This window comes from Streptomyces sp. NPDC058683 (assembly GCF_042716195.1).
Lineage (GTDB): Bacteria > Actinomycetota > Actinomycetes > Streptomycetales > Streptomycetaceae > Streptomyces.
Genome location: NZ_JBHXSK010000040.1, coordinates 20422 through 33250, shown reverse-complemented (window position 1 = coordinate 33250; position 12829 = coordinate 20422). Strand labels below are relative to the sequence as shown.

Below are 12829 nucleotides of genomic sequence, written 5' to 3'. Positions count from 1 at the left end.
TTCAACGGATTGTTGATTCCGTACAGTGGAAAACAGGAGGGTGTGGGATGAGCCAGGGCCAGCAGCAGAAGGTGGCGACGAGTCTCGCGGGCGCCGTCAGCGAGGAGATCAGCGCCTCCCTCGCGCCGGTCGACGCAGAACTGGAGCGCCGCTACCCGGGCGACCCCGGCACCCGCCAGCCCGTCCACACCGTGTACGTCCCCGGTGACGCCTTCGCCGCGGACACCGTCCGCTCCTGGGGCGACCGGGCCCTCGCCGCGCTCGACGAACACGCCCCCGACGCCGCCTCCTTCGCCGCCGTCCTCGGCCTGGCCGACGAACTCGCCGAGCCCGTCTACTCCCGCGTCCGCGCCAAGCTGGAGCGCGAGCCCATCGAAGACCTGCGCGTCGATTTCGAGGACGGCTACGGCCCCCGCCCCGACGCCGAGGAGGACGAGACGGCGGCCCGCGCGGCGCGGTTGATCGCCGAGGCGTACACCGACGACACGGCGGCCCCGTACATGGGCATCCGGATGAAGTGCATGGAGGCCGCGGTGCGCGACCGGGGCATCCGCACCCTCGACATCTTCCTCACCGGACTGATGGCGGCCGGCGGGCTGCCCGAGGGCCTGGTGCTGACCCTGCCCAAGGTGACCTACCCCGAGCAGGTCACCGCGATGGTCCGGCTCCTGGAGGCCTTCGAGAAGACGCACGGCCTGGAGCCCGGCCGGATCGGCTTCGAGATCCAGATCGAGACCAGTCAGTCCATCCTCGCCACCGACGGCACCGCCACCGTCGCCCGCATGATCCAGGCCGCCGAGGGCCGCGCCACCGGACTGCACTACGGCACCTTCGACTACAGCGCCTGCCTCGGCGTCTCCGCCGCCTACCAGGCCAGCGACCACCCGGCCGCCGACCACGCCAAGGCGGTCATGCAGGTCGCCGCCGCCGGCACGGGTGTACGCGTGTCGGACGGTTCCACCAACGTGCTGCCGGTCGGCCCCACCGCGAAGGTGCACGACGCCTGGCGGCTGCACTACGGACTCACCCGGCGCGCCCTGGCCCGCGCCTACTACCAGGGCTGGGACATGCACCCCGGTCACATCCCGACCCGGTACGCGGCCGTGTTCGCCTTCTACCGCGAGGGCTTCGAGCAGGCCGCCGCCCGGCTCGCCCGGTACGCCAACCGGGCCGGCGGTGATGTCATGGACGAGCCGGCCACCGCCAAGGCCCTCAGCGGGTATCTGCTGCGCGGACTGGACTGCGGCGCCCTCGACATCGCCGAGGTGGCCCGGCTGACCGGGCTGACCCGCGCCGATCTGGAAGGGTTCGCGGCACCCCGGCGCGGCGATCTGACGGCCTCCGGCAAGTAGCGGCCCTGCCACGCCGTCCCGGGCGGCGCGAGGTGTCCTCGGGTTCGGGAAATCCGGGCCGCCGGGAGTCCTGCGGCAGGTGGACCAACGTCGGCGACGTCTACATCAAGGGCGACGACGAGCCGGTCCCCGGACTTCCCGTCCGCCGGGCGCGCAGGTACCGCTCCAGGCCCGACGCGACCGCCCACCTCCGCTCGGCGAACAGCCGGGTGCCCCGCCGGCACAGCTCGGCGTCGGCCCGTGCACGGGCACAGAACTCCTCGGGTGTGGCACCGAACAGTTTCCTCAACTCACCTGATTCCGCGAGGAGTCCGGTGAGGAGGGCGCGCTCGCCGGGGTGGCGTCGGGGGGTGCCGGTACCGTCGTGCAGGACGCCGTGCCGGTTGACGTAGGCGTGGACGCCGGGCAGCGTCGTGCCGTCCGCGAGGGCGACGCGTACGTCCGGGGCGGGCAGCCAGGCCCGGCCGAAGTTGCCGCCCGGCAGTGGTACGCCCTCGCTCGCGTCGATCACCTCCAGCTGGGGCCCGTCCAGCCAGACGACGAACAACTCCCGTACCGTCGCCGGGGATCGGACCGGGGACGCCGAGACGTAGCCGAGCCGGCTGACGTGCGCGGAGACGCCCACGTCGAGCCCGGTCACCCGGGTGCGCACCATGGGGATCGGCCCGGTCACCCCGGACTCGGCCATCTTGTGCTGGAGTTGGGCGGGAGAGGCGTTGGAGCCGACCGCGAGCACCGGTACCCGGCCGTCGTCGTGCACCAGCCGGTCCAGCGGCACCAGCCGGTCGCCGTCGAGGAGTCCGGAGCCGGCGGGCCAGACCCCGGGGTAGGTCAGCGGATGGTCGCGCGGTGCCTGGTCCAGGCCCAGTTCCTTGAGCGTACGGCCGGTCATGCGCGGCTCACTCCGAGGGCGGCAGCTCGCCCGAGCCGCGGGTGACCAGCCGGGTCGGCAGCTCGATCCGCTCCGGTGCCATGGGGGTGCCGTCCAGCTGGCGGAAGAGCCGCTCGGCGGCCGTACGGCCGAGCAGGGCCGCGTCCTGGGCGACGACCGTGAGGCCGGGGTGCAGCAGATCGGCCAGCTCGATGTCGTCGAAGCCGACGAGCGCGACCGGGCGTGGCTGTTCGGCGAGGACCCGGATCACGGTCACGGTCACCCGGTTGTTGCCCGTGAAGATCGCGGTGACCGGAGCCGGCCCGGACAGCATCTCCTCGGCGGCCCGGCGCACCCGCTCCGGGTCCGTCATGCCGAGGGAGGTCCACGCCGGCTCGACGGATATCCCGGCGTCCTCCATCGCGGCCCGGTAACCGCGCAGCCGCTCGGCCGCCGTGTGGATGCCGGGCATGTCACCGATGAAGCCGATCCGGTGGTGGCCGTGCGCGATCAGATGGGCGACCCCGTCGCGGGCCCCGCCGTAGTTGTCGGACAGCACCACGTCGGCGTCGATCCTCCCGGCCGGGCGGTCCACGAACACCGTGGCCACGCCCGCCCTGATCTCCGGCTCCAGGTAGCGGTGGTCGTCCCCGGCCGGGATCACCACCAGCCCGTCCACCCGCCGCGCGCACAGCGCCAGCGCCAACTCCTGCTCCCGGTCCGGGTCCTCGGCGCTGGAGCCGTTGATCAGCAGCGCGCCATGGGCCCGGGCCACCTCCTCGACCGCGCGGCTGAGCGGGCCGTAGAACGGGTCGGCGAGGTCCTCCAGGACGAGACCGATGCTCGCGGTACGGCCCTTGCGCAGCACCCGCGCGCTGTCGTTGCGGCGGAAGCCGAGCGCGTCGATCGCCTCCTGGACCCGGCGCTCGGTGTCCGGGGTCACCCCGGGCTCGCCGTTGACCACCCGGGACACCGTCTTGAGACCGACACCGGCGCGCGCAGCCACGTCCTTCATCGTCGGCCGGGTCCCGTAACGGGAGCCGGGAAGACGGTCTGCGCGGCGGGAGGTCTCGGGCACGATGCGGCGTCCTGTCCTGTCGTCCACGGTGGGATTCCTGTTGTCCACGGGGGATGCACAGGTCCATGGGTTTGTATGAGGATGTGGCGTCGAGCATAGAGCCTGGACAACGTTGTCAGATGCGAGGGAGACTGTCCACCGCAATCTCCGGCCCGCGCCCCCACCGCTGGACGGCTGCGCTTTCACTCGCTTACTCATGGTTGACGGGGAGATCTGACTCTGATGCACACCGACCTCGTGGCGGCCCTCGACATCGGCGGCACCAAGATCGCCGGCGCACTGGTGGACGGTCACGGACGGATCCAGGCACGCGCCCAGCGCGCGACGCCCGCCCAGCAGGACGGCGAGACGGTCATGGGGGCCGTCGAGGAGGTGGTCGGCGAACTCGCCGCTTCACCCCTGTGGGGAAGGGCCGGCTCGCTCGGGATCGGCAGCGCGGGCCCGGTGGACGCCTCCGCCGGCACCGTGAGCCCGGTCAACGTGCCGGGCTGGCGGGACTTCCCGCTCGTGGAGCGGGTGCGCGCGGCCACCGGCGGGCTGCCGGTCGAGCTGATCGGCGACGGCGTCGCCATCACGGCCGCCGAACACTGGCAGGGCGCGGCCCGCGGCCACGACAACGCGCTGTGCATGGTGGTGTCGACGGGGGTCGGCGGCGGCCTGGTGCTCGGCGGCAGGCTGCACCCCGGACCGACCGGCAACGCGGGCCACATCGGGCACATCAGCGTCGACCTCGACGGGGACCCTTGCCCCTGCGGATCGCGCGGCTGCGTGGAACGCATCGCGAGCGGGCCCAACATCGCCCGGCGCGCGCTGGAGGGCGGCTGGCAGCCGGGTCCCGACGGCGACACCTCGGCGGCGGCGGTCGCGGCCGCGGCCCGGACCGGCGACCCGGTCGCGGTGGCGTCCTTCGAGCGGGCCGCGCAGGCGCTGGCGGCCGGGATCGCGGCCACCGCGACCCTGGTCGAGATCGACATCGCGGTGATCGGCGGCGGGGTGGGCAAGGCGGGGGACATCCTCTTCACGCCGCTGCGCAAGGCCCTCACCGACTACGCGACCCTCTCCTTCGTGCAGCGTCTGACGGTCGTGCCGGCCCAGATGGGCACCGACGCGGGCCTGGTGGGCGCAGCGGCGGCCGCACTGGCACAGATGGGCACGGACGCGACGGCGGCGGGGGTCTGAGGCAGCCGCGGGACGGAGCAGTAACGTTCAGGCCCGGTCGGCCGGGGTTCAGGTCCGGCCGACCGGGCCGGTCGGGAACGGCTGGGCGGTGCGAGGCGCGGGACGTCAGCAGGTGATCCGCGCGTCCGCCCAGTCGCCGTGGTCGGAGGTGATGCCGTTCCCGCCGTCGGTGACGACGAGGCTGACCACCTCGGCGCCGGTGACGTCGGCGGTGAGCGGCTGGGCCGCCATGTCCGTGGTCAGTACGCCGGTCGAGGCGACCTTCGTGCCGTCCGCCCAGACCTCGAAGGAGACGCTTCCGTCGGCGCCTTCCTCGTCGTCCACGCCGACCTCGGCGGTGACCTTCTCGCACGCCTTCCCGGTGTAGTAGTCGACCTGGCTCTCGGCATGGGTGCCGAGCCCCTTGGCGTACACCACCCCGTTGACGGTGATCGGATGTCCGTCGCCCGCGGCGGTCTCCCCGTTGCTGGTGTCGCGCTCCACGGGTCCCCAGCCGTTGCCGGCCGACAGCCAGAGAAGGTCGCTGAGATAGGAGCTTCCGGCGGGCGGCGGGTCCGCGACGGTCATCGTGACCGTCATCGTGCTCTCGGCGCGCACGCCGGCCGGCGACCGGTAGCTCGCCCTGAGCCCGAGGTCGTACGACCCCTTCGGCGTCCCCGCGGGAGCGGTCACCTTCCAGCCGGTGCGCAGGGCACGGCCCGTCGGCAGTGCCGCGGCCTTGGTCGGCGAGGTCGGGGTGACGGTCCAGCCGTGCGGGCCGGTGAGCGACACGGAGACCTTGCGGGCCGTCGTGCGGCCGAGGTCGGTGACGGACGTGGTGAGCGCGGCTGCGCTGCCCGGCTCGATGAACCGGCTGCCGTTCAGGCCGAGTTCGACGGCCGGCGGGTTGGCCGCCCAGCGCCGGTCGGCGGCGACCCGGACCAGGACGGTGCCGTGCGCCGGGACGACCGCGGAGAGGGTGCCCGCGGTGTTGTAGCTCCGGTGCTGCCACAGGTCGCGCAGGGTGTAGGCGGGCGCGTTCGAGAGGCCGACCGCCTGTGCGGTGGTCGCGATGCGCTGGGGGGAGTTGGACTCGTTGAAGAGGGCGACCGCGCGGCTGCCGTCCTTCATCTCCTTGGCGACGACCCAGCGTCCGCCGGCCGAGGAGACCACCGTGCCCTGCTTGCCGAGCGGGTCCTGGTCGACGGCGATGACCTCCTTGTTGTCCAGGATGTCGAAGGTCGCCGGGGAGGCCTTGCGCAGGTCGGTGCCGATGAGCAGCGGGGCGGCCATCATCGACCACATCGAGAAGTGCGAGCGGTACTCGGTGTCGGTCATGCCGCCGTTGCCGACCTCCAGCATGTCCGGGTCGTTCCAGTGCCCGGGGCCCGCGTAGGGCGCGAGCGGCAGGTTCTGCTTCAGGATCGACACCATCGAGCCCCAGCTGTCACTGATGTCCCCGGTGGTGCGCCACAGCTGGCCCACGTCCGACGCCCACTCCCAGGGCTTGTTCTCGCCCCATTCGCAGATGCTGTAGACGATGGGCCGCCCGGTCGCCTTCAGCGCGTCCCGCATGGTGAGGTAGCGCTGCTTGGCGTCCACGCCCTGGTTGTTGCAGTTGTCGTACTTGAGATAGTCGACACCCCAGTCGGCGAACTGCTGGGCGTCGCTGTACTCGTGGCCGAGGGCGCCCGGGAAGCCCGCGTCGTTGCAGGTCTTGGTGCCCGCGCTGGTGTAGATGCCGAGCTTGAGGCCCTTGGCGTGCACGTAGTCGGCGACCGCCTTGATGCCGTGCGGGAACCGGGCCGGGTCCGGGACCAGCTTGCCGTCCGCGTCGCGGTTCGGCAGGGCCCAGCAGTCGTCGAGGTTGACGTACCGGTAGCCGGCGTCCTTCAGGCCCTTCGTCACGAAGAGGTCAGCGATGCCCTCGACCATGGCCTCGTCGAAGTCCGTGCCGCAGTGCGTGGAGTTCCAGTTGTTGAAGCCCATCGGCGGGGTGAGGGCGAGACCGTCGGCGGGGGCGGGCGAGCCGGATGCCCCGCCGGCGGCGGCGGGTGCGGCAAGGCCCGCCGTGCACAGCAGTGCCGCGGTCAGTGCTCCGACCACTCTTCGGCGGGTTGTGCGGGTGTGAGGGTGACGCATCGTTACGCTCCTCCGACTCGCGAAAGGTGGGATGACGGCAGGTGGGCGTCATCGGTGCGCGCTTATGGTAGGAGCTGTTGGGCTGTGTTGGAAGGGAAGCGGTGAAGGTTGCTCCAGCTTCCCTATTGGCCTGGTTGCAGGGCTGGTTGGGGCGGAAGTGCTGTCCTGTCCGTTGGGTTGTGTTGACTGGTGACGCCGAGAGAGACTATGAGATGTCTGGGTCCGGCCTGTGGGGCGACCTGACCCGGACATCCGATGTCCTGTCGCGGCGATGGCGCGGGGCCTCACCGGAACTCGTGCACCACGTCGATCGTGCCGACGATGTGCGCGTTGAACTCGTCCAGCTCCTCGGCCGGCACCCACAGCTCCAGGATCGTGCTGCCGCCCGCCTGCTGGACGGGATAGCGGCGGACGAAGTCCGTGTCGACCTCGAAGCGGGTGACGAAACCGGCGCCGTCGTGCCGGACGTTCCAGTCCCGGGCGATCCTGATCGCGTAGTCCTCGTTGAGCACCGGGTAGAAGATCGGCTGCGCGGGCAGCCGGGGCGGCCAGGCGCGCCACGCGAGCTCCCGGACCAGATCGAGCTCCACGGGGCCGGTGGGCCGCCAGAGGGTCGTGGTCGGGCGTGGGCTTGTCATGGCGTACGGCTTCCTGTGCGGGCGGCGGTTCGGGCTCCCGACGCTAGCCGCACCGTGATCGTCCGGGCCACCCGGTTTCCGTGCCGACGTGCCGCGTTGCTCCCCTCGTGGGTTCGCCCGTGACCCCGGGCCCCGCGCACAGTTGAGACGGGCATGAAGAAGCGCAGCATGCTCGCCATCGCCAGCCTGGCCACCGGATTCGTCGTGGCCGCCATCACCCCGTCGCACGCCGCCGACGACGGCCCGCTCGACGAACTGTACATCTCGGACACCCTGGAGCATGTCGGTCACCTCGTGGGCGAGGACAGCTTCCAGACCGATCGGGATTTCCTGGGCCAGGAGTAGCCCGGCGGGGCGGCAGGGAACGAGGGTGCCGGTGTTCCGCGGAGGGAGCACCGGCACTCCGTTCTGCGCGCCCTCAACGGGAACTGGTTTCCGTGGCAGTGTGGAGCGGGCAAGCCTCAGGGGGCCAACAGAAGAGGGGGAAGTCCGTGATCGTCTGGGTCAACGGCGCGTTCGGTGCGGGCAAGAGCACCACCGCACGTGAACTGATCGAACTGATCCCGAACAGCACGCTCTTCGACCCCGAGATCATCGGCGGGGCACTGACACATCTGCTGCCGGCCAAGCACCTCGCCGAGGCCGGCGACTTCCAGGATCTGCCGATCTGGCGACGACTGGTGATCGACACGGCGGCCGCGATGCTGGCCGAGCTGGGCGGGACCCTGGTGGTTCCCATGACGTTGCTGCGCCAGGAGTACCGCGACGAGATCTTCGGGGGCCTCGCCGCTCGCCGGATCGCCGTCCGGCATCTGTGCCTCACCCCGGCCGAAACGATCCTGCGCGAGCGAATAGCCGGGCGTGAGATCCCGCCCGACCTGCCCGACGGCGAGATACGCGTCCGGCAGTGGTCGTACGACCAGATCGAGCCCTACCGCGCCGCCCTCGCCTCCTGGATCGGCGCCGACGCCCATCTCGTCGACACCAGCGCCCTCACCCCGTACGAGACGGCCGTGTACATCGCCGACGCCGTCGGCACCGGTACCGCGCCCGTCTGCGCCATCGTGCAGACCCCGGAGCCCACCGCCGAGACCCTCGCGGCCGGGGTGCTCCTCTTCGACGAGGAGGACCGCGTCCTGCTGGTCGACCCCACCTACAAGGCCGGCTGGGAGTTCCCCGGCGGGGTCGTCGAGCCCGGGGAGGCCCCCGCGCAGGCGGGCGTGCGTGAGGTCGAGGAGGAGACCGGGATCCGGCTGGAGAAGGTGCCGAGGCTGCTGGTCATCGACTGGGAGCAGCCCGTACCGCCCCGCTACGGCGGCCTGCGGCTGCTCTTCGACGGCGGCCGGCTGGACTCCGCCGAGGCCGGGCGGCTGGTACTGCCGGGACCCGAGCTGCGCGGCTGGCGCTTCGTCACCGAACAGGAGGCCGCCGAGATGCTGCCCCCGGTGCGCTACGAACGGCTGCGCTGGGCGCTGCGGGCCCGCGAGCGCGGCGCCGCGCTCTATCTGGAGGCCGGTGTCCCGGTCGGTTGACAGTCTCTGACTGCCTGTCAAGTCTCCGCATTCTTGGTGAGGTTGACGGTGACTTTGGCATTTCCCGGGCTTGTGTAGGGGACTTTGCCCGGGGCGGAAGGTTCCGAGGGGTAATGGAGGGTGAATTGAGGCCGTCCCGGTATGAACGGGAGCATGAAGGAGGTACACAAGCGTTCTAACGTCGGTGCGCAGCTCAACTTCCTCGCGGCCGCTGGCCGCCGTGCACAGGCCGGACATCCACCGGTCGAAGGAGGGACATGCGCGCGCACTCTTCGGCCCCCACAAGGGGACTCGCACTCGCCGCCGGGCTCATCCTGGCGCTCGCCGCCTGCAGCAGCGGCGGTGGTGGCAGCGGCGGCAAGGGCACCTCGGCGGGTCTCGCCTCCTGCTCCGCCCAGGGCAAGGCCGACACCTGCAACTCCGGTGCCACCAAGGCCGGCGGCACGTTCACCTATGTCATCGAGAAGAACATCCAGCAGTGGAACGTGCTGGACACCAACGGCAACACCTTCGAGAACGGCGAGACCGTCGGTGTCGTGCTGCCCTCCGTCTTCGTCCCGCAGCCGGACTTCAGCGTCAGGCTCAACACCGACCTGGTGACCTCGGCCGCGCAGACCGGTACCAGCCCGCAGACGATCGTTTACAAGATCAACCCCAAGGCGTCGTGGAACGACGGGACCCCGATCACCGCCGACGACTTCGTCTACTACTGGCGCACCAACGACGGCAAGGACTGTCCGCCGCCGCCCGCCGACGACTCCACCCAGACCAAGGGCTGTCTGCCGGAGAGCACCGCCGGCTACGACCGCGTCAAGTCGATCACCGGTTCCGACAACGGCAAGACCGTCACCATGGTGATGTCCAAGCCGTACGCGGACTGGAAGTCCCTGTTCGGCGCGGGCTATCCGCTCTATCCGGCGCACGTCGCCGAGAAGCTCTCCGGCGCCAAGGCGGGCGACGCGGCACATATGACGGCCGCTCAGATGACGCAGGGATGGCAGTACTTCCAGAAGAACCCGCCCAGCAAGTACGCGACGGCGGGCCCGTACAAGATGACCGAGTGGGTCGACAACGACCACGCCACCTATGAACCCGACCCGAAGTGGTGGGGCAGGAAGGCGACCCTGCAACGGCTGATCTACAAGGTGATCTCGGACGCCACGCAGGAGCCGATCGCGCTGCGCAACAACGAGGTCCAGGGCATCTACCCGCAGCCCGAGGTCGACCTCGTCAACCAGGTGAAGGCCATCCCCGACGTCACCTACACCATCGGCAACGGGCTGACCTGGGAGCACTTCGACCTCAACCTGCACAACCCGGTGATCGGCAAGTACCTCGCCCTGAGGCAGGCGATGTTCACGGCCGTCAACGTCAAGGACATCATGGCCAAGACCGTCGCCCAGTTCGATCCCGGCGTGAAGCAGCTCTACAGCCACAACTTCGTGCCGGGGGAGGCCGGCTACCAGGACGTGGTCAGCGCGAGCGGCCAGGGCTCGGGTGACCTCACCAAGGCCAAGAAGTACCTCACCGACGCCAAGTTCACCGGAGTCGGGACCGCCCTGAAGACCCCGGACGGCAAGGCCGTCGGACCCTTCAACTGCCGCTACACCACGGGCAACCAGATCCGGCAGAGCGAGTGCCAGATCCTGCAGAGCGACCTCGCCGGCCTCGGGATCAAGGTCACGATCAAGCCGATCGGCGCCGCCGACCTCGGCACGGTCCTGGCCGGCCACCAGTACGACATCATCGTCTTCGCCTGGGTCACCTCACCGTTCCCGATCAGTGGATCCCAGCAGCTGTGGACGACCGGAAGCGGCGGCAACTACGGCGGCTACAGCAACAAGAAGGTCGACTCCCTGATCAGTACGGCCATCGGCGAGACGGACCAGACCAAGGCCACGACGCTGCTCAACCAGGCCGACCAGATCATGGTGAAGGACGCCTACGTGCTGCCGCTGTACCAGAAGCCGACCTTCCTCGCGGTGCAGACCCGGTTCGTCAACATGCGCAACAACTCCACCATTGTCGGACCGCCGTACAACGTCGGCGAGTGGGGCCTCAAGAAGTAGCCCCGGCGACCAGTCGGATCCGATTCCCGGCCCCGGCGACCCCGGGGCCGGGCCTCCGCGAGAGAAGACCCGCATGCTCGCCTACACCGTGCGCCGCATCCTCGTCTCCGTGCCCGTCCTGATCGTCTCGACGTTCATCGTCTTCCTTGTCGTCGTCAACTCCGGCGACCCGGTGGCCAACTTCGCCACCTCCCGGCAACCGCCGCCCAGCAAGGCCGCCGTGACCGCGTTCGCCCGGCACATCCACGCCGACCAGCCCGCCGTGGAGCGGTACTGGAACTGGATCACCGGCGTCCTGCACGGTGACTGGGGCCCGTCCGTACAGGCCAACCTGGACATCGGACACGACCTGTTCACCCGCTTCCGGGTCACCGTCACCCTGGTCGCCGCCGCCATGCTGCTCGCCCTGGTGATGTCCGTCGTCTTCGGCGTGTTCAGCGCGATCCGCCAGTACAGCGCCGCCGACTACACCATCACCTTCTTCGGCTTCCTCTTCCTCGCCATGCCCGTGTTCTGGTTCGCGGTGCTGCTCAAACAGGCCGGCATCTGGTTCAACCAGGAGACCGGCAGCCAGTTCCTCGGCACCATCGGCGAGAAGTCGCCGTACCTCGAAGTGGACACCACCTGGAACGAGTTCACCGACCGCATCGGCCACCTGGTCCTGCCCACCATCACCCTGGCCCTGGTCTCCTTCGCCTCCTGGACCCGCTACACCCGCGCCTCCATGCTGGAGGTCCTGGACAGCGACTACGTCCGCCTCGCCCGGGCCAAGGGGCTGCGCCGCGGCAAGGTCCTCACCCGGCACGCCCTGCGTACCGCGCTGATCCCGCTCGCCACCGTCACCGCCCTCGACATCGCGATCATCTTCGGCGGCGCGGTCATCACGGAGACGATCTTCCAGTGGCACGGCATGGGCGAGATGCTCGTGCAGGCCGCCACCACCCTCGACGTCTACCGGACCATGGCCTGGCTGCTGCTCTCCGCCGTCGTCGTCATCGTCTTCAACCTCTTCGCCGACCTGCTCTACGCCGTACTCGACCCGAGGATCCGCTATGACTGACATCGGGGCACTCGGGCCGACCGGCACACAGGCACCGGGCGCCGACCACGAGTTCACCGTCGTGCAGCGCAGCCAGACCCGGCTGGTGGTGCGCCGCTTCCTGCGCCACCGGGCCGCGATGATCAGCCTGGTCGTGTTCGTGCTGATCGTGCTGTGGGCCTTCGCCGGCCCGCACCTCTGGCACTACTCGTACACCAAGTACACCCCCGACAACTCCCAGCCCCCCTCCTGGAAGCACCCGTTCGGCACCGACTCCTCCGGGTACGACGCCTACGCCCAGGTGATGCGCGGCACCCAGACCTCGCTGAAGATCGCCATCCTGATCGCTCTGGGCTCCACTCTCGTCGGTGCCGTATGGGGTGCCGTGGCCGGCTTCTACCGGGGGTTCGTCGACGCGCTGATGATGCGCATCGCAGATCTGGTGCTGACGCTCCCGCTGTTCGCGATCGCGCTGGTCATCTCCTCCCGCAGCGGCGGCTCCTGGTACTGGATCGCCGTGGTCGTCGCCGGACTCACCTGGGCGTATGTGTCACGCGTGGTGCGTTCGTCCGTGCTCTCGCTGCGCGAGAAGGAGTTCGTGGAGGCCGCCCGGGCGCTCGGCGCCTCCGACACCCGGATCATCTTCCGGCATCTGCTGCCCAACGCGCTCGGCCCGATCATCGTCAACGCCACGATCCTGGTCGCCACCGGCATCCTCACCGAGACCGCCCTGTCCTTCCTCGGCTTCGGCGTCCAACCGCCCGACACCTCCCTCGGGTTGCTGGTCGCCCAGGCGCAGACGGCGGTGGACACCCGGCCCTGGCTCTTCTACATCCCCGGCGCCTTCATCATCGCCATCGCCCTCACCATCAACTTCATCGGCGACGGCCTCCGTGACGCCTTCGATCCCCGGCAGCAAAGGGTGCGACAGTGACGGCCACCGACAAGGG

Annotated in this window: 11 protein-coding genes; 7 read left to right on the top strand and 4 right to left on the bottom strand. The window is 70.2% G+C overall.

Going from position 1 to position 12829, the window contains the following annotated elements; genetic code table 11:
- The first annotated feature begins 47 nt into the window (after nt 1-47).
- Nucleotides 48-1352: a DUF6986 family protein gene (locus ACFWXC_RS36015; protein ID WP_384485417.1), complete on the top strand. Its 1305-nt coding sequence runs from the start codon at nt 48-50 to the stop codon at nt 1350-1352.
- Between the two features lie 100 nt (nt 1353-1452).
- Here the strand turns inward: ACFWXC_RS36015 and ACFWXC_RS36010 are convergent, their stop codons facing one another.
- On the bottom strand, nt 1453-2244 hold the full coding sequence (locus ACFWXC_RS36010; protein ID WP_384485415.1) for a hypothetical protein: 792 nt from the start codon (nt 2242-2244) through the stop codon (nt 1453-1455).
- A gap of 7 nt (nt 2245-2251) precedes the next feature.
- Nucleotides 2252-3328 carry a LacI family DNA-binding transcriptional regulator gene (locus tag ACFWXC_RS36005; protein WP_384485413.1) on the bottom strand — a complete coding sequence of 359 codons (1077 nt, stop codon included), beginning with the start codon at nt 3326-3328 and terminating at the stop codon, nt 2252-2254.
- A gap of 195 nt (nt 3329-3523) precedes the next feature.
- Between ACFWXC_RS36005 and ACFWXC_RS36000 the strand changes: the two genes are divergently transcribed.
- Nucleotides 3524-4480 carry an ROK family protein gene (locus tag ACFWXC_RS36000; protein ID WP_384485411.1) on the top strand — a complete coding sequence of 319 codons (957 nt, stop codon included), beginning with the start codon at nt 3524-3526 and terminating at the stop codon, nt 4478-4480.
- Nucleotides 4481-4585: 105 nt separating this feature from the next.
- Here the strand turns inward: ACFWXC_RS36000 and ACFWXC_RS35995 are convergent, their stop codons facing one another.
- Nucleotides 4586-6601 carry an NPCBM/NEW2 domain-containing protein gene (locus tag ACFWXC_RS35995; RefSeq protein WP_384485409.1) on the bottom strand — a complete coding sequence of 672 codons (2016 nt, stop codon included), beginning with the start codon at nt 6599-6601 and terminating at the stop codon, nt 4586-4588.
- Nucleotides 6602-6885: 284 nt separating this feature from the next.
- The gene (locus ACFWXC_RS35990) at nt 6886-7239 is read right to left on the bottom strand and encodes a hypothetical protein (RefSeq protein WP_384485407.1); all 354 of its coding nucleotides are present in this window, start codon (nt 7237-7239) and stop codon (nt 6886-6888) included.
- Nucleotides 7240-7392: 153 nt separating this feature from the next.
- Between ACFWXC_RS35990 and ACFWXC_RS35985 the strand changes: the two genes are divergently transcribed.
- The 5 genes from ACFWXC_RS35985 (at nt 7393) to ACFWXC_RS35965 (ending at nt 12813) form a co-directional block, all read left to right on the top strand.
- A complete protein-coding gene (locus tag ACFWXC_RS35985; protein WP_384485405.1) occupies nt 7393-7584 on the top strand; it encodes a hypothetical protein in 192 nt (63 codons plus the stop codon).
- A gap of 146 nt (nt 7585-7730) precedes the next feature.
- A complete protein-coding gene (locus ACFWXC_RS35980; RefSeq protein WP_384485403.1) occupies nt 7731-8771 on the top strand; it encodes an NUDIX domain-containing protein in 1041 nt (346 codons plus the stop codon).
- Nucleotides 8772-9028: 257 nt separating this feature from the next.
- On the top strand, nt 9029-10840 hold the full coding sequence (locus ACFWXC_RS35975; RefSeq protein ID WP_384485401.1) for an ABC transporter family substrate-binding protein: 1812 nt from the start codon (nt 9029-9031) through the stop codon (nt 10838-10840).
- 73 nt (nt 10841-10913) lie between these two features.
- On the top strand, nt 10914-11900 hold the full coding sequence (locus ACFWXC_RS35970) for an ABC transporter permease (protein WP_384485399.1): 987 nt from the start codon (nt 10914-10916) through the stop codon (nt 11898-11900).
- Complete coding sequence (locus ACFWXC_RS35965) at nt 11893-12813, top strand: ABC transporter permease (RefSeq protein WP_384485397.1); 921 nt, start codon at nt 11893-11895, stop codon at nt 12811-12813. The genes ACFWXC_RS35970 and ACFWXC_RS35965 overlap by 8 nt, the downstream gene beginning before the upstream one ends.
- Nucleotides 12814-12829: the final 16 nt, after the last annotated feature.